14 protein-coding genes are annotated in these 17,255 nt (G+C 59.4%); 5 read left to right on the forward strand and 9 right to left on the reverse strand.

Annotated features, from left to right (window positions below):
* Nucleotides 1-123 precede the first annotated feature (123 nt).
* On the reverse strand, nucleotides 124-1,551 hold the full coding sequence (sbcB, locus tag AB5Z05_RS02470) for an exodeoxyribonuclease I (protein WP_368150018.1): 1,428 nt from the start codon (nucleotides 1,549-1,551) through the stop codon (nucleotides 124-126).
* Between the two features lie 343 nt (nucleotides 1,552-1,894).
* On the opposite strand from sbcB, the gene AB5Z05_RS02475 reads away from it, so the two are divergent.
* Genes AB5Z05_RS02475 through AB5Z05_RS02485 form a run of 3 tightly spaced genes read left to right on the forward strand, consistent with a single transcriptional unit; the run spans nucleotide 1,895 to nucleotide 5,162 of the window.
* Entirely contained in the window at nucleotides 1,895-3,208 is a 1,314-nt protein-coding gene (locus AB5Z05_RS02475; protein WP_257697680.1) for an anaerobic sulfatase maturase, read from the forward strand.
* Nucleotides 3,209-3,211: 3 nt separating this feature from the next.
* Complete coding sequence (locus AB5Z05_RS02480; RefSeq protein WP_236323340.1) at nucleotides 3,212-4,327, forward strand: tetratricopeptide repeat protein; 1,116 nt, start codon at nucleotides 3,212-3,214, stop codon at nucleotides 4,325-4,327.
* A gap of 34 nt (nucleotides 4,328-4,361) precedes the next feature.
* Nucleotides 4,362-5,162: a formylglycine-generating enzyme family protein gene (locus AB5Z05_RS02485; RefSeq protein ID WP_368150019.1), complete on the forward strand. Its 801-nt coding sequence runs from the start codon at nucleotides 4,362-4,364 to the stop codon at nucleotides 5,160-5,162.
* Here AB5Z05_RS02485 and AB5Z05_RS02490 read toward each other — a convergent pair.
* The 8 genes from AB5Z05_RS02490 to AB5Z05_RS02525 form a co-directional block, all read right to left on the reverse strand.
* Nucleotides 5,159-6,094 carry a LysR family transcriptional regulator gene (locus AB5Z05_RS02490; RefSeq protein WP_236323342.1) on the reverse strand — a complete coding sequence of 312 codons (936 nt, stop codon included), beginning with the start codon at nucleotides 6,092-6,094 and terminating at the stop codon, nucleotides 5,159-5,161. The genes AB5Z05_RS02485 and AB5Z05_RS02490 overlap by 4 nt on opposite strands.
* A gap of 187 nt (nucleotides 6,095-6,281) precedes the next feature.
* Nucleotides 6,282-7,664 carry a protein BatD gene (locus tag AB5Z05_RS02495; RefSeq protein WP_368150020.1) on the reverse strand — a complete coding sequence of 461 codons (1,383 nt, stop codon included), beginning with the start codon at nucleotides 7,662-7,664 and terminating at the stop codon, nucleotides 6,282-6,284.
* Complete coding sequence (locus AB5Z05_RS02500) at nucleotides 7,645-9,375, reverse strand: VWA domain-containing protein (RefSeq protein ID WP_368150021.1); 1,731 nt, start codon at nucleotides 9,373-9,375, stop codon at nucleotides 7,645-7,647. The genes AB5Z05_RS02495 and AB5Z05_RS02500 overlap by 20 nt, the downstream gene beginning before the upstream one ends.
* Entirely contained in the window at nucleotides 9,372-10,415 is a 1,044-nt protein-coding gene (locus AB5Z05_RS02505; RefSeq protein ID WP_139733156.1) for a VWA domain-containing protein, read from the reverse strand. Before AB5Z05_RS02505 ends, AB5Z05_RS02500 begins: the two co-directional genes overlap by 4 nt.
* Complete coding sequence (locus AB5Z05_RS02510; protein WP_139733157.1) at nucleotides 10,408-10,929, reverse strand: DUF4381 family protein; 522 nt, start codon at nucleotides 10,927-10,929, stop codon at nucleotides 10,408-10,410. The genes AB5Z05_RS02505 and AB5Z05_RS02510 overlap by 8 nt, the downstream gene beginning before the upstream one ends.
* Nucleotides 10,929-11,912 carry a DUF58 domain-containing protein gene (locus AB5Z05_RS02515; RefSeq protein ID WP_368150022.1) on the reverse strand — a complete coding sequence of 328 codons (984 nt, stop codon included), beginning with the start codon at nucleotides 11,910-11,912 and terminating at the stop codon, nucleotides 10,929-10,931. Before AB5Z05_RS02515 ends, AB5Z05_RS02510 begins: the two co-directional genes overlap by 1 nt.
* An 8-nt stretch (nucleotides 11,913-11,920) precedes the next feature.
* Nucleotides 11,921-12,898: an AAA family ATPase gene (locus tag AB5Z05_RS02520; RefSeq protein ID WP_368150023.1), complete on the reverse strand. Its 978-nt coding sequence runs from the start codon at nucleotides 12,896-12,898 to the stop codon at nucleotides 11,921-11,923.
* Between the two features lie 143 nt (nucleotides 12,899-13,041).
* Nucleotides 13,042-14,580, reverse strand: a complete 1,539-nt coding sequence (locus AB5Z05_RS02525; protein WP_223849303.1) for an arylsulfatase — start codon at nucleotides 14,578-14,580, stop codon at nucleotides 13,042-13,044.
* 844 nt (nucleotides 14,581-15,424) lie between these two features.
* Between AB5Z05_RS02525 and AB5Z05_RS02530 the strand changes: the two genes are divergently transcribed.
* Together AB5Z05_RS02530 and AB5Z05_RS02535 are read left to right on the forward strand one after the other, a co-directional pair.
* A complete protein-coding gene (locus AB5Z05_RS02530) occupies nucleotides 15,425-16,702 on the forward strand; it encodes an HD-GYP domain-containing protein (protein WP_257725608.1) in 1,278 nt (425 codons plus the stop codon).
* Nucleotides 16,703-16,822: 120 nt separating this feature from the next.
* Nucleotides 16,823-17,245 (forward strand): CBS domain-containing protein, encoded by a 423-nt coding sequence (locus AB5Z05_RS02535; protein WP_368150024.1) that lies wholly within the window; start codon nucleotides 16,823-16,825, stop codon nucleotides 17,243-17,245.
* Nucleotides 17,246-17,255 lie beyond the last annotated feature (10 nt).

The following is a 17,255-nucleotide window of genomic DNA, read 5'->3' on the forward strand; positions in this document are numbered from 1 at the left end:
TCTTGCTTGGGAGACATCCGCTCAGGATGTTGCAAGATATTGGTTTTTGGGGAAATCCCCTTCGTCATTATGACCTGAAGAAGGGGACGGGCGGGAAGGATTTATTGTGAAACTACTCACAACTCATAAATCTTCCAGATAGTGATAGAGACTCTTTAGAATCGCGAAGTTCCGTTCGTTACTCTGGTTCTGCTCGGCCAGCGCCTCGAGACGGGGCACATAGTCCGGCAGACGGCGGCTGAAGTAGTCGCTGCAGTGCAGGCGCCAGCGTTTCTGCTCCGCTTCGCTCAAGGTGTGCGGCCAGTTGCGGGCGCGGTAGCGGAACAGCATCTCCGGCAGCCGGGCGTCGGTAAAGGCGAACTCCCGCTCACCCAGCAGATCCGCGGGGGTGGCACGCACCAGATCCATGGTGGACTTGTCGCCATGGCCAAAGAATCCTGCGTAGAGCTGGGTATCGGGGTCGCTCTCATTGCTGCCGGCGAACTCCTGATTGAACACTTCCACCAGTTTTTCCCGCACCTCGGGGTGGGCGCGCAGCAGATCCAGGCTCTTGCGGCACTGCTCACGATTGATGCCGAGCTCGTCGGCGCGCTCCGCGGTCAGGGTGGCGGCCGGCGCCAGCACCGGGCACTTGTTGATGTGCACCAGTTTCACCGGAATGCCCGCCAGATCCCCCAGCTCCTCTTTTTTGGTATAGAGGCGCTCGCGGATCTCCTCGCTGGAGAGTTCAATGAGCGGGGTGGGGTCGCGGGTCAGGTCGACCATGATCACCGCGTTCTGGTTGGTGGGGTGCCAGGCGAGCGGTGAGACCCAGCTTGCACACCCCTGCCAGGGGGAGAACATACCGGAGACGTGTACCAGCGGTTTCATGGTCACCACGTCGATCAGTGCCTTCACCTTGTTCTTGTTGCGAAGGTCAAACAGGTACCCGAACAGCTTGGGCTGGGCCTTTTTCACCAGCTTGGCCATCTCGATGGTGGCCAGCACGTCTGAGAGTGCATCGTGTGCATTGGCATGGGCGACGCCGTTGGCGACCGTCAGCTTCTCCAGCCGAAAACTCGGTTTGCCCTCATCGTCAAAGGCCCACTCGATCCCCTCTGGTCGCAGGGCATAGCAGGCCCGCAGCATATCGAGAATGTCCCAGCGGGAGTTGCCGTTTTGCCACGCGTAGCCATAGGGGTCATAGAAGTTGCGATAGAGGGTGTAGCGGGTCACTTCATCATCGAAGCGGATGCTGTTATAGCCCAGCACGCAAGTATTCGGCGTGGCGAACTGCTCGTGGATCTGGCGAATGAAATCTGCCTCGCACAGCCCATCCTTCATCGCCTTTTGCGGCGTGATACCGGTAATCAGGCACGCCTCCGGATCCGGCAGGTAGTCTGCCGGAGGCTTGCAATAGATGACCAGCGGCTCGCCAATGAGGTTGAAATCCGCATCGGTACGAATACCGGCAAACTGCGACGGCCTGTCCTTGGCGGGGCTGATGCCGAAGGTTTCGTAGTCGTGAAAGTAGAATGTTGGCTCGTTGCCCGCGTGTGCTGTTTTGCTCATGTTGCTCGAGATGAGGTATCCGATGACGGTAGCGCCTGGCGCTAGGGTGGGCGGTGCCAGGCACCACAATTGTGTGCATGGTAAACCATAGCGCAGGCAGAACGAAGGGCGAGCCGCGCAGGTGGCGGTTTATTGGGCGGTTGTTCCCGATATCTTATGCACTTCTGTCTTGCTCACCGGGACTATACGACCAATTTATCTCGTAGGATGCGATGATTTTTTATGACATCAGAATGTTAGCTTGGTCCCATATCCGCTGGTTATAAGGGGTATAACCAGCGTGTGACAGCGGGAGCCTTTAGACTGCAGGCCTCAAAACAGCAATTTTGCAGGTGGTGCAGTTATGGTGATTACTCAGGGTCCACAGTTCAACGGCAAGGCATCCAAGCGGATGCATGTGATGGCCAAACCTATCGGGGCCGTGTGTAACATCGACTGTACCTACTGCTACTACCTCAGCAAGCAGGATCTGCTGGAATACAAGAAGGGGTGTTCGCCCCAGATGGATGAGCAGACCCTTGAGACCTATATCCGTCAATATATCGAGGGGCAGAATACCCCCGAGATCATCTTCTCCTGGCAGGGGGGCGAGCCGACGTTGCTCGGGCTCGACTATTTTCGCAAGGTGGTTGAGTTGCAGCGCAAATACCAGCCGCAAGGGGGGGTGATCGCCAACGATCTGCAGACCAACGGCATCCTGCTCAACGATGAGTGGTGTGAATTTCTGGCCGCCAACAACTTTCTCATCGGTCTGAGCATCGATGGCCCCGAGTTGCTGCACAACGCCTATCGGGTCAACCGAGCGGGGCGCGGTACCTTCAATCAGGTGATGGCGGCGGTGGCGCTGTTGCACAAATACAAGGTGAAATTTGCCACCCTGACTTGCGTCAACAACCTCACCAGCAAGAATGCGCTGGAGGTTTATCGCTTCCTGCGTGATGAGGTGAAGTCGCCCCAGATGCAGTTTATCCCCATCGTCGAGCAGAAGAGTTTTCGCACCACCGCGCCCCAGACCTGGCAACCGCAGGAGCAACTCAAACAGGGGGACAAGCGCCTCAATCCCTGGCATAAAAATTCGGTGGTTGAGCCCTGGTGCGTCTCGGCAGAGGGGTGGGGGGATTTTCTCATCACCATTTTCGATGAGTGGGTGCAGCGGGATCTGGGACGGGTCTTCGTGCAATATTTTGAGGCGAGTGTCGAGACCTGGATGGGACGCAAGAATCCCCTCTGTACCTTGGGGGAGATCTGCGGCAAGGGGCTGGCGATGGAGCCCAACGGCGATGTGTTTGCCTGTGACCACTATGTCTATCCCAAGTACAAGATCGGCAATATCCACCATCAGCCGCTCAGTGAGCTGGCGTATTCGCCCGCGCAGCAAGCGTTCGGCTTTGCCAAATCGCGCAGCCTGGCCCGCCAGTGCCAGCAGTGTGACTACCAGTTTGCCTGCTATGGGGAGTGCCCGAAGAACCGCTTTATTCGCACCCACGAAGGGGAGGCTGGTCTGAATTACCTCTGTGCCGGTTGGTACAAGTTTTTCAGCCATATCGATCAGTCGATGGCCTATATCCTGCGCCGTGCCGGTTATCCGGTGGCCCATGGCAAGTACCGTGATGCGGTGATGAATAACGGCGTCATGACACATGGTCAGAGGAAATAAGCGATGCAGAGCATGTTGAGTCGCCACGAGTTCCGTCACACCCGCTCCGGCACCATGGGCGCCTTGTGGCTGGCCCTTGGCATGACCCTGTCTGGCCCAGCGCTGGCGGTAGCCAGCCCTGCGCCGCCGGTCACCACATCAGCGAATGGGGCACCCACCGCATCCGTGGCGGCCAGTGCGCCCTCAGCCGCCCAGATCCAGCAGTGGGCCTACAGTGCGCAGGATATCTCCCTGCCAGCGGTGGAGCGGGCCGATGCCCTGCGTCAGCTGGCGGCTTATCCGAACCAGAACAGTCTGGTGGCGGTGGCCAGAAGCCTGCGTGATGAGCACGCATTGGTGCGCGAAGCGGCGGTGATTGCAGCCGATCCCTATCAGTTTGCGCACCGCTGGCGACTGCTCTCACCGCTGCTGGCTGACAGCAGTGCCGAGGTTCGCCACGCCGCAACCCTCAATCTGGCGCGCGATTATGGCGCCATGAATGAGGGGCAACTGAGCGCCATTGGTCAGCCGCTGGCGGAGGTGAGCGAGTATCTCGCCCGGCAGCAGGACCCTGCGCAGCAGCTGTTGCAGGCAGATCTCTATCGCTGGACCCGGCAGTGGGACAAGGCGCAGGCAAGCTACGAACAACTGCTGGCCAATCAGCCCGATAATCCCCTGATCTGGCTTGGTCTCTCTGACAACTTGCGGGCCCAGCAACGGGATGCCGAGGCGCTGGCCTTGCTCAACAAGGGGATTCTTGCGCTGCCGCAGAATGCCAACCTCCATTACGCCAAGGCGCTGACCCAGGTGCGCCTCGATCAGAAGAGCGAAGCGGCAGTCACCATGGCACAGGCGGCGGAGCTCGCTGGTAATAACAGCTACTTCTGGTATCTCAACGGGGTGCTGCAAGAGCCGCTGGATCTCGAGAAAGCCATCGGCTCGTTCGAGCTGGCCTACCGGATCTCCGGCGCGCCGGAGCAGCTCTATGCGGTGTGCGATATCTACCTTCGCCACGATCACCCCAAGAGCGACGCCTGCATGAGTGAACTTGGCAAGATTGCGCCCCCCGAGGTGCTGGCCGAGCTCAATAGCAAGCGCGCGAGCAAGACGAGCGTGCCGCCGGTTTCCGCTGGCCAGTGATAGCTGCCACTTCTCTTACTGCACAGGTCAGGTTATGACGATCATACCGTTCAAATTCGCAATTCCGTTGCTGGCGACCACCCTGCTGGTGGCTGGCTGCACCCTCTCGGTCAAACAGGGTAACCAGCCGCTCCATCCGCTGCGACAGAAGGTTGAAGCGGACATGGTGCTGGTGGAAGGGGGCCGTTTTGAGATGGGCTCCAACGACCCTGCCGCCAAAGCGAGCGAAGGGCCGCAGCATACGGTCTCGCTCAACAGCTTCTACATGGCAAAATTCGAGGTGACCCAGGCCCTGTTCGAAGCGGTGATGTGCCCCTCCATCAGCTATTTCCAGGCACCGGAGGTACCGGTCAACAACCTCAGCTGGCAACAGGCCAATCTGTTTGTGACAAGGCTCAATGAGTTGACCGGCGCTCACTACCGCCTGCCCACCGAAGCTGAGTGGGAGTATGCAGCCAAGGGGGGCAAGCTGAGTAAAGGCTATCGTTACAGCGGCTCCGATCAGATTGATGAAGTGGCCTGGTACAGCGGCAACGCCAAGAATCGCGCCTATCCGGTGGGGCTGAAAAAGCCTAACGAGTTGGGGCTATACGACATGACCGGCAATGTGGGGGAGTTTGTGGCTGATACCTATGAAGAGACCTTCTATCGCCACAGTCCTCAAGAGAACCCGAACAATGCCCAGAAGAGCAAGAGCCACCTCGCCCATAAGTCGGTGCGAGGCGGCAGCTACGCCTATGAGGCTGAATTGTCTGAAAATTTCCGGCGTGATTTTGCCAGCCAGTCGGTGATGATGGCTGACATGGGATTGCGACTGGTGCGTGATGCCCGTTAGGGCTGATCGATGGAGGTGGCCAGCCCCAGCTCGCTGACCACTTCGAACAACTGTTGGCGCAGCCAGCGGTGGCCCGCCTCGGTGGTCCGGCTGGGGTGCCAGATGGCCGACAGGCTGAATACTGATTCCTCGAAGGGGAAGGGGAGTACCCGCACATCATACATGCTGGCAAAGGTATTTATGATGGAGGTGGGCAAAACCCCGATGATCTCGCTGCACGCAATGATGGGCAGCATCTCCATGGCGGTCGGCACCCGTACCACGATATTGCGGTTGGCCATTTGCGGCAGGTGCTCGGCGGTGATCATGCTGCCTCTGACCTGCCACTGGGCCAACGCCACATGCTCCTCGGTAAAATAGGCCTCCACCGTCAAGTTGCTGCCCAGTCGCGGGTGGTTGCTGGCACACACCACCTTCACCTGCTCGCCATAGAGCACCTCGCTCTTGAGCATGCTGCGCCCGCTCTGGGTCATGTCGATGATGAGATCATAACGCTGCATCCGCAGGTCACTCTCCATATCCTCGGTAAAGAGGGGATGCACCTCGAGCGAAATACCCGGGGCGTGTGCCCGGATCTTGCCCAGCAGTGCTGGAACCAGTTGGGCGCTGACCAGTCTGACACAGGCGATGGAAAAGACTCGCTGGGAAGTGCGTGGATTGAAGGTGCGCGAGGTCGAGAGGGTCGAGCTGAAGTTTTTCAGTGCGGCCGCCATCGCCGGATAGATGTCGATGGCAAACGAGGTGGGCTCCATCCCCACGACCTTGCGATTAAACAGAGGATCACCGTAGATCTCCCGCAGTCGCTTGAGGGCCTTGCTGACGGCGGGTTGGCTGATCTCCATGCGTGTCGCCGCCCGGGAGAGGCTGCGCTCTTCATAGATGGCGACAAAGATCGGGATCAGGTTCAGCTCGGTACTTCGGATGTCTAACAAGAGAGGCCTCGTTACATGTTCGTGGAAAAATCACACTGCCTTGGCTCTGTCGGGTAGCCGGAGGGGAGAACCTGCCACGCCAGTCAGGTGGCGTGGCAGCCAGCGGGTATCCCACTTTGGCAGTGTAATGAAGTGGGCAAAGTGGGACAACCAGTGCAGGGGTTGGTTGCTGCGTGGCGCACTTTATTTATCTGTTTGCGTTGCTGGATGACTGATCCGCTGAGGTCGGTTTGCCAGTCAGGGGGGGCAATTCCGGCAGGGCCGCTTGCCAGCCGACAATGTGGCCCAACCGTGAGCGGATGTTGCCATGACTGGCGCCCCGTCGCCTTTGCAGGCGCACCAGCAGGCGCCAGCCCATCCTGAGCGCATCAGCCCGATCAAGGGGATCTTGCTGGAATACAGCCTGTTGTTGCTGCCAAGCCTGATCGGAACTGACACGGCTAAGTTCCAGCCAACCCCTCTTGGCCCGCAGATAGCGATAGGCCAGTACCCGCACCGCCCCCCACTGTCTGCTCCAGATGGCGGCCCCATATTGCCAGCCGAGCGGGCGAGGGTGGTGACGGTAGTAACGGGCCATAGCCAGGAGCGCCAGCACCAGCAGGGCTACACCACTGGCTACTCCAAGCAGCCGATGCCAGTAGGCCGCCAGCCAGGAGGCGGGAGTGTGGCGCACTTGCAGGGTCTGCCCAGGGAGGGTCAGGGTCTGCAGCTGGCCAGTCTGGCTGTTCCACCAGGCAAGCTCCAGCGCGGGCAGGGTCAACTCACCACCGCGCTGCACGATATAGGTAGTCTGATCTTCCCGTGTCGAGAGGTACTCCCCCCGATCCTGGGTATCGTTCAGTCGGGCTTGCGCCGGATAGGCCTGTACCCGCCCATCGCTTGCAAGCGGAGTGATCAGCGGCGGGATCAGCACCGAGAGGGTATCCTGTCCGTTGGCGGTAACAGTTCGGGTGATAGCATCCCCCACCCGCAGCTCGCCGTCAGCATGGTCATCCGCAGAGCGCTGCCAACGCTGGCTCAGGGTGAGATTGCTGGCGCTCAGCCAACGCCCGCCGACCGTCAGGGCAGGGTCGGGCAGAGCGGCGGCAAAACGCTGAGGGTGGGTGGTGAGGGTGATCTGCCGGGAGCCCCCTTCAGGGCGCGCCACGGTGGCCCGCACCGCGATGGCGGGGATCTCGAACTGGCCGGATTGCTGGGGATAGAGCGTCAGCTCCCTGCGCTGATGTGACCAGGTCTCGCCATCGCGGCGCAGGGTGAAGTTGGTCGCCAGCTCGCTGCGTGGCTTGACCATGACCCCCGGCAGCTCGAACTGGCCGATGTGGGTACCCGCGGTAAACCAGCGGTTGGTCGCCAGCTCCAGATAGAGGGTGATCTGTTGGTTGACGGCATAGGGGCGCTTCTCCTCCCCCTGATCTTTCAGCCAGCTCTTGAGGGTCACCTGAGTGGCGTCAGTCGCATAAGCGGCCTCGGCAGCCTGTGCTTCGACCGTGATCAGCACGGCCCCGAGCAGGGTAGCGGTCGCCACATATCCGCACAGCCAGTGGCGGAGTTTATTGCGCCGGTTGCACATGGGTAGGCTCCTTGTGGGTGGCAGAATGAGGACGGGCGGTTGCGCCCGTTTGCTGCGCTTGTAGCTGGAGGCGGAATTTGGCTTGCAGGAAGTCACCGGGATCAGACTCCACCCGGCGCAGCCACTTTTCGGCCTGCGCCGGATTGGCCAGGACCTGATCTGCGGTCAGGGTTTCGCGCGCCATCAGGGATGAAGCCACGGTCTCTTCCGCCCCGTCGGCACTGCGTGGCTCATCATCGGGCAGTTCACTGGAGTGATCAGGTCCATCCGGCGTGCCGGTCTGGCTCTGACTGGCGCGGTTGATCTCGTCAACAATCCGGCTCATCACCTGATAGTTGTGGGCGGCTGATTGGCGCACGCTCGGGTCGCTGGCCTCGTCAGCCAGTTTCCGGAACAGCCGGCGGGCGGCTAGATACTCACGCTGTCTGGCGAGGGCATTGCCGGCAGAGAGCAGAGCCTGTTCGGAGTCGGCTTGCAGGAATGCTGACTGGGCCAGCGCAAACTCGGCGCCATAGTAGTAGGCCACCCCCTTGTAGAAGGGATCTTCATAGTGTTTAGCCGCCTCCAGATAGTCCCCCTGCTGGAAGTACCACTGCCCCTGCTGATCCGGGGTGAGCCAGAGGTTGAACCACTGCTGTTTCAGCTCCTTTGCCCAGTGATTGATCGCAGGCTCTGTCGGCTCTGCGGGCGCCAGCGAGAAGGTGGTGGCCTGCGCAGGCGTCGTCTGTAACAGGGATAGACCTATGGCTGCCACCAGACCCCACTGCACCAGCCAGCCTTTGCGAAACCAGAGCAGCAGCAGGGCGACGACCGGAAAGAGCAGGTAGTAACCCATGTCCTGCCAGGGCATCAGGGAGTCGTTGTGGATCAAAAAGTTGCGTTCAATCCCCCGGTTGATGCGCTCTACGTCGCGATTATCCACCGTCATGGTGAGCAGGGTGCCATTGCTGTCACTGGCCAGTCGCCGTAATGAGGCAAGCTCCAGCGGGCGTTTGCCACTCAGGGCCGGGTCGCCAGCGGCCAGGATCAGCAGCTGACGGGATTGACCACGGAAATAGTCAGCCAAGGGGGCGATGGCGGCGGGGCTGATGCCATCACTCACCAGTAAAACGGTGCTGCCGGTCTCATCGGCCAGAAGTTCGGTGAGCAGCGGGATCACCTGTTCGGTGCGCTTGCCCGCTTTAGGCATGATCTCGGGACGGATGGCGGTGAGGATAGGGTCATAGACGGCACTGTCACGGGTCAGCGGCATGGCGGTGTGGGCAGAGCCGGCAAAGACCACCAGCCCGTTGCGCCCGCCATCGCGGGTCGCCAGCAGATCGCTGATCTTCTGCTTGGCCCGCGTCAACCGGTTGGGGGCGATATCCGTTTCCAGCATGGAGTCGCTGTTATCGAGCAGGATCAGCAGGGCGCCCTGATCTTCGCCAAAGGGGGAGGGTTCACGGCTCCAGGTCGGCCCTGCACAGATCAGGATGGTCAGCCCCATCAGCAGCCCCAGCACCTTGAGGGGCAGGTTCCTTTTCCAGCCGGTGTCCCCCAGCGTCAACGCCTCGCGCAGATGGGGCGGCAGCCGCTGTTGCCAGCTGTTCGCTTCATCCATGTGCCAGCGTAGCAGCAGGATGGCGACAAGGGGGAGCAAGGCCAGCAGCCACCAGGGGCGTAGAAAGTGGGCATTCAGCCAGAGCTGTTGCCAGTAGAGGGGATCCATCATGGCGTGTCTCCTGAGAGAGCAGTGCGCAGGCGGTAGCGCCTGAGGGTCAACAGGGAAAAGAGAGTGAGATAGAGGCCGACGCTGACGGCGATGAGGTAATGGTGCAGGCTTTCGCGAGTCTGAAAGCGGGTGCTTTCGTAGCGTTGTGGCTCCAGCTCACCGATCACCTGATAGGCGCGCGTCAGCTGCGCCTCATCAAGAGCCTGAAACAACTGGCCGCCGGTCAGGGTCGCCAACTGTTGCAGGGTATCGAGATCGAGAGCCTGTTCGCCGACGGTGGCCGGATCCCCCATGGCGATAGTATGCAGCCGCACGCCGTTGACCGCGGCTACCCGGGCCGCATCCCGCGGGCTGACAAAACTGCCGGTGTCGTTGCCATCGGTAAGGATGATGGCGACTTTCTCCCGCTTGGCGCTGTTCTGGTCTTGTTGCCCGTGGCGATCACTGTTGTTGAACACTTTGATTGCCAGACCGATGGCATCCCCCAGATGGGTGCTCTGGCCTGCCATGGCGACATCGGTCTCCTGCAGCAGGGTTTGCCAGGTGTCGAGATCGGCGGTAAACGGCGCCTGGACAAAGGCGGCATCGCCAAACAGGATGAGCCCGAGTCGATCTCCTTTACGCGTTGCAGCAAATTGTTTAAGCACCTCTTTGGCAGCGTCGAGCCGATTGAGGGACTTGCCGGGGTCGGGGGAGAAGTCGGTCTCGGCCATGGAGCCGGAGAGATCCAGCACTATCATCACATCCCGCCCGAACCGCTCGCGTACCTGAGGCGGGCCATAGATGGTGGGCTTGGCCAGCGCCAGCACCGCCAACAGCCAAACGGTGATCAGGGCGATCCGTTGCCACCAGCTGGCAGTCAGCTGGGTTGCCCCCTCACGCGGCGGCTCATCCAGCAGGTCGATCAGCAGGTCGAAGAAGGGCACCTTGATGGCACTCTGCCGGGTGCGATAGGCCGGAATAAGGCGAAACACCAGCAACGGCAGGGGCAGCAGCCAGAAACAGTGGGGGTGGGCAAACTCGAGACCGGCATCAAGCATGACGGGCCTCCGTCGCCAACGAGGCTGTTTGTATTGGAGTCTGGTGGTGGGCAAGCCAGTCGTTGCAGAGGGAAACGAGGCAGAGCTGATCACTCACGCTTAACACCACCTGATCACAGACCAGCGATACCAGCCAGCGCTCCCCCAGTTCGGTCGCGAAACGGGGCTGCCTATCAGCCATGGCATTGTCGAGGGTCTGCAGCAATGCCAAGCCAAACAGCTTGCCGTGCCGGTGATCTAGGTGGGTCAACACCTGCTTGATCAGGTGAAACAGCGCTAGATTGGCCCCGGCATCAGACCAGTTGATCGTGCGCAGGGCCGCCTGCGCTTCACGGCGGTAACGCTGTTGCCACCAGCGCTGTACCCGGTGATAGAGCCAGAGCAGCGCCAGCGCCCCCAGGCTCAGCGCCAGCAGCAGCCAGCCTGCGGTTTGCGGTTGCCAGCTGATGGTGGGTGGTACGGTCACGTCCTGCAATTCGCGCAGCATATAGGTGCCGGGCAGCTTGTGGTTCATCAGTGATCTCCTCCCAATGCGGTAATGAGGCGGGCGAGGTGGTGGCCACCGGTGTCGAGGGTGATAAGCGGCAATCCCTTGAGGGCCATCAGTCGCAGCAGTTGCTCTTTTTTCAGCTGCTGCTGGCGGGCTAGCCCCTGATCCAGCACAGGGATCTGGTGGGGAGCAATATTGAGCTGGTACTGGCCATCGCCGACTACCCAGCTGGCGTCAGCGGCTGTGGTCGACAGGGTCGACTCGAGGGGATCGGCGATGTGCAGTGCCAGCACATCGTTGTGCTGCTGCAAGTAACCGAGGCGGGTCAGGTCGGCCTCGGTGACGCCTGCCCAGTCGCTGAGAAAGATCAGGGTGGTATTTTTCAACTTGAGGCGGCCCAGCATCGCCAGCAGGGGGGCCATACCGGTCGCCTCGCTGTCGTGGCTGGTGGCCGAGAGAGCATGATTGGCGGCACAGAGCTGGCGCAGCCCTGCCAACCAGTGGCCACGGGAGCGCTGGCCTCTCAGCCACGCCACGCCATCGCAGTGCAAAATGGCGAGCCCGACCCGATCGTTCTCTTTGAGTACTTGCCAGCCGAGCAGGGCGGCGACTTCGGCGGCCACTACCGACTTCATCATCTCCACCGAGGAGAAGAACATGCAACTGCGCTGATCAACACAGAGGATCACGTGACGATCTTTCTCTTCGCTGTAACTGCGCACATGGGGGCGGCCGGTGCGCAGGGTCACTTTCCAGTCCAGGGTGCGAATATCATCCCCTTGCTGATAGTGGCGCAGCTCTTCAAAGTTGAGTCCACGGCCGCGAAAGCTTGACGGGTGACGGCCGCACAGCAGATTGCCGCTGTTTAGCCGGGGCAGCAGTGAAAACTGGCCGACCAGCCCCTGTAGCCGGACCAGCGTCAGGTAGTCACAGTGGATGCGGGGGTCACCACTGGGCGATTGCCCGCACTGTGTCAGCCTGTCATGGGATAAGGAGCGAGGTGTCATGGTATCGCTTACCCGATGACGACGTGATCGAGCAGAGTCATCACCACCTGCTGGTGATCCACCCCATCTGCCAGCGCGTCATAGCTGAGGGTAAAACGGTGGCCAAGCACGCTGGGCACCATGGCGCGCACATCGTCGGGCAGCACGTGGTTGCGCCCTTGCAGCCAGGCATAGGCGCGGGCGCACTTGTCCAGAGCAATGGATGCGCGGGGGCTGGCGCCGACCGCAATCCACTGTGGCAGCCCGGTGGCCGGGTAGCGATCGGGGTGTCGGGTCGCCATGACCAGCGCAATGATGTAGTGCTCCACCAGCGGTGAGACCGTCATGGCCGAGAGTTCTGATCTGGCCTGCAAGATGAGTTCAGGGGAAAGGGGGGCGAACCCCTCGTTCTGCTGGCGGGTACCGCGCTCTTCGGCCCGTACCAGCCGAATGATGGCAAGCTCTGCCTCATCATCGGGGTAGGCAACCGCGACCTTGAGGGCAAAACGGTCCATCTGGGCTTCTGGCAGCGGGTAGGTCCCCTCCTGCTCGATGGGGTTCTGGGTGCCCAGCACCATAAAGAGCTCGGGCAAGCGATGGCTCTTGTCACCGACGGTAACGGTGCCTTCTGCCATCGCCTCCAGCAGCGCCGCTTGTACCTTGGCGGGGGCGCGGTTTACTTCATCGGCCAGTACGATGCTGTTGAAGATGGGGCCTGGCTGGAAACGCAACTGGTGGGCTCCGTCACGCTCCTGATACATCTCGGTGCCGGTCACATCGGAGGGGAGCAGATCGGGGGTGAACTGAATGCGGCCAAAGCTGGTATTGAGGGCTTCTGCCAGTGCCTTGACCGAGCGGGTCTTGGCGGTGCCTGGCAAACCTTCAAGGAGCACGTGGCTATTGGTCAGCAGGCCGATGACCAGGGCGCGGATCACATGGGACTGGCCGACCACACTGTGACCAACTTGTTCGATGAGTTGCGAGATCTGTTGTTGCAAGGAGTTCATAGGGTTTTCCACAGGGTACATTTAACGAGACAGAGATAGGGCTAGGAGGGGCCAACGGGTTTTCAATTTCCAGCCGGCACGGGGCGAGCCGGCTGGAAATTGAAAACGCCCACCAGAGAGTGATGGGCGTTGGAGTCACCGCCTTACTTGATGGTGGCGACTTTTTGTTTGAGTGCATCCAGCTCTGCCAGTTTGCCCTTGAGCATCAGGCTCTGGGAGCTAATGCTGGCAGGGTTCATCTGGAAGCTCTGCTGCATCGGGTAGTTGGGCAGAGTGTCAAAGAACTCTTTCAGGATCCCCTGTGCAGGTACGAACAGCCACATGTTGTCTGCCATCCAGCGCAGATACATGCCTGACTCATGCGGTGCCTTCTCGAACGGATCAGCGCGCAGGTTGATGATCTGCGGCCAGTTCGGAGTCACACGCGCCGCGTCGGTGATGTTGCCCTCCATGGTGGCAAAGTTCAGTTTGAAGTCATTCCAGCGCACGGCGTTGAGTTCGCCGTTTGAGGAGAAGTAGAGCATGGAGTTGCGCGGGGAGGTGTCGGCTTTTCCGGCGAGGTACGGCATGAAGTTGTAACCGTCCAGTTTCACCCGCCACTGTTTGCCGTTGGCCTTGTAGCCCTTGGCAAGCTTCTCTTTCACATCCGGTACACCGGCAGCGGCTAGCAGCGTCGGCATCCAGTCCTGATGAGCCATCATGGCGTTGACCTTGGTGCCTGGCTTGATCACGCCCGGCCAGCGAACCAGTTGCGGAACCCGCATCCCGCCTTCCCATGTGGTGCCTTTTTCCCCATAGAAGGGGGTGGTGCCGCCATCCGGCCAGCTGACGGTCTCGGCGCCGTTGTCAGTGGTGTAGATCACGATGGTGTTGTCGGCGACCCCCAGCTCGTCCAGTTTGTCGAGCAGGATCCCCACCTGATCATCGTGCTCCAGCATGCCATCGGCATAGATGCTGACGCCGGATTTACCCTGATACTTCTCTTGCAGACGGGTCCAGACGTGCATGCGGGTGGCGTTGTGCCAGATGAAGAAGGGCTTCTTGGCCTTGACTGCTTTTTCCATGAACGCCAGCGAAGACTCGAGGAACTCTTCGTCAGCATGCTCCATGCGCTTGCGGGTCATGGGGCCGGTATCCTCAATCTTGCCGTCGGCAGAAGATTTGATGACGCCGCGTGGGCCGAACTTCTTCTTGAACTCCGGATCTTTCGGGTAGTAGTAGGTTTCCGGTTCCTCTTCCGCGTTCAGGTGATAGAGGTTGCCGAAGAACTCGTCGAAACCGTGCTTGGTCGGTAGATGCTGGTTCTGATCGCCCAAATGGTTCTTGCCGAACTGAGCCGTCATGTAACCCTGCTCTTTGAGCAGATCACCGATGGTGGGGGCCCAATCCGGAATGCCGTGGGTGGATCCGGGCATGCCGATGGTCAGCAGACCGGTACGGAATGGCTCTTCACCGGTAATGAAGGCGGCGCGGCCGGCGGTGCAGGATTGCTGACCGTAGTGATCGGTAAAGAGGGCCCCTTCATTGGCGATCCTGTCCAGGTTCGGGGTCTGGTAGCCCATCATCCCCTGGTTGTAGGCACTGATGTTCCAGTAGCCGATGTCATCGCCCATGATGGCAAGAATATTGGGCTTGGCGGCTGCTGTGGCACTACCAGCGGTGGCCATTAAGGCAAGGCTCATGGCTATTTTGTTTATTTGAATGGCCATTATTGGCTCCACTCCTAATCTGATGTGAATTGGTACACAAAATGGGCGATGAAAGCAGCGTGCGTTTAACGCGGTGGAAATATCATCCCGTGCAGGCTGTTGGAGGGGATGGAATACCCGGATGGGCACATTCCCCTTTATCGCTGTCGTTATGACCTGCAAAGAGTGATATGACCTGAATAGCCCGAGTTAACCGCCGCTTGGAAATCAGCTTTCAACATTTTCACTCTATAAATCCCGTTTATCCTTGTCGCCTTATAGCGAATATAACCGCTGGTTATCCGATATTTTTTCTCCAACCTTTCGGTCGCAGGCTATCGGGTGGGCTGGAGCGAGCATGGGAAGCTGTATCCAGAAGGCGGAGGTGTCTACCGCTATCGATGGCGACAAGGCGAATAAATGGGTGATGGAGTTCACAGTTCGGTTAATTAATTTGGGGATGGTGGCAGTTATGGGCGTTGTGGTGTGCCTTTATTCAAAATTCTTACTGGCAAACCGAGCACTCTTTAATTCTGATTAAGTCATAATTAAGTAAAGTTGGGGTGTTGATTGTTTCGCTCAGATATGAGTTTTTAAAATTGCTCACAATCTCTACGCGAGATTTAAAAAGTCTGCTCACATATTTTTGAATGGATAAATATGACTTGAATGGGAGTGGCCAAATAAATCCAGCTGTGATCTTTGTCTTTTCAAGGTGCACAGGTTCATAAATGCCTATAAAAACAAGGTAAAAGGCTCGGCTATTGACTAAGTTGATAGAAGGCGAGGCATAAAACAGCGCCAGTTTGATACGATAACATCGCATGGGACCCGGATCATGGACAGAGCGCAGGGCACAGCCCCCTTTTCGTTGCAAGTGGATCTAAGGCAGGTGGTGTATGCCTTGTCAGCCTCGCTGGATCTGGTGGGCATTGGCGATGTGGCCCACGGTAAACGGGTCGGGATTATGGCTGCCGAGTGCAGCCGGGAGCTGGGGATGAGTGAGGCCGAACGCTGTCTGCTGTTCGAATTGGGGGTGCTGCATGATATCGGTGTCTCCTCGACCATCACCCATCACCATCTGGTCAGCGAGTTCGATTGGGAGTCCTCCCAGCGCCACTGCGAGGTGGGATATCAGCTGCTCAAGGATTTCCGTTTGCTGGCCCCGCTGGCCCTGCCTATCCGTTATCACCATACCCACTGGCACCTGTTGCGCGAGATGGCCGATGTGGACCCCAATGTAGCCCGTCAGGCCAACCTTATCTTTCTGGTGGATCGCTGCGATGCGTTGGCGGCGCCCTACTATGGCGATGGTTCATTGTTGATGCATACCAACGAGATCCGCGCACGCCTGCAGGATTTCCGTGACGAGTTCTTTGCCCCCGAGCTGGTGGATGCCTTCCTGAAGGCGTCTCGCTCTGAGGCATTTTGGCTGCAGCTGGAAGCACGCTCCATCAATGATTACATGCTGGAGATGCTGCAGGTGCGGGAGCCTTGCCTGACCTTCAACGGGGAGCTAAAAGCGCTGGCGCAGATCTTCTCCGGTATTGTCGACGCCAAAAGTCCATTCACGATGACGCATTCACTCGGTGTGAGCAGGTTGTCTCGTGCGTTGGCAGAATTGATGGGGGTCAGTGCCATCCATTGCGACATGCTGGAGATCGCCGGTTTGCTGCACGATTTGGGCAAGCTCAGGGTGCCGGACGAGATCCTTGACAAGCCTGCCAGCCTGACGAAAGAGGAGCGGGCCATCATCAATACCCACAGCTTCGAGACTTACCAGATCCTGCGCCACATCGAAGGGTTTGAGGAGATTGCCTGCTGGGCGGCCTATCACCATGAGGAGCCTGACGGGGAGGGCTATCCGTTCCACCTGCCGGCATCCGCCATGGCGCTCGAAGCGCGGATCCTGCGGGTCGCCGATATTTTTCAGGCCATGGTGCAGGACAGACCTTATCGGCGCGGCCTGCCTGCCCGTGACGCATTGACCTTTATGCAGCAACTGGCGGATCAGGGGCGGGTTGATCCCGCAGTGGTGGCGGTGCTGGCCGATCACCTGCCGCAGATGATGATGGCAGCTATTCCGGATCGCGAGCCGGATCATGCCATCAATTGAGGGAGAGGCTGGCCGCTGACTCATACCGCCGCGAGCCAGCTATGCTTGGAACAAGCCGAGCATGGTGCCGGTACCGGCGCACAAGACGCCAGCTTGATGGACTACCGTAGGGGAGCAGATATGGAATCGCTAAAAGCCAAGGATTATATGCAGAGCAGACCCATCACCTTCACTGCCGACATGATGGTGCAAGCTGCGGTCGAGAAATTTCTGAACAGTCATCAGCTCGGTGGCCCGGTGGTGGATGGGCAGGGCCATCTGATTGGCTGGATCTCCGAGCAGGATTGCATCGCAGTACTGCTTAAGGAGGCCTATCACTGCGAACAGGTGGCGCAGGTCAAGGATGTGATGCGCAAGGAGGTGTTGTCGGTGGGGCCAGATACCAGCATTTTGAGCCTGGCGGAGATGATGATGGGGCAAAAGCCGAAGATCTATCCGGTAGTGGAGGAAGGGCGTCTGCTCGGTGTCATCAATCGTCACAATGTCATGCAGGCCATTCACGCCCAGCTCACCACCTGTTTTGTCCATCACACCCACAGTTAACCCTGTTTTT

Origin of the sequence: Aeromonas sp. R2-4 (assembly GCF_040908365.1) — a bacterium.
GTDB lineage: Bacteria > Pseudomonadota > Gammaproteobacteria > Enterobacterales > Aeromonadaceae > Aeromonas > Aeromonas veronii.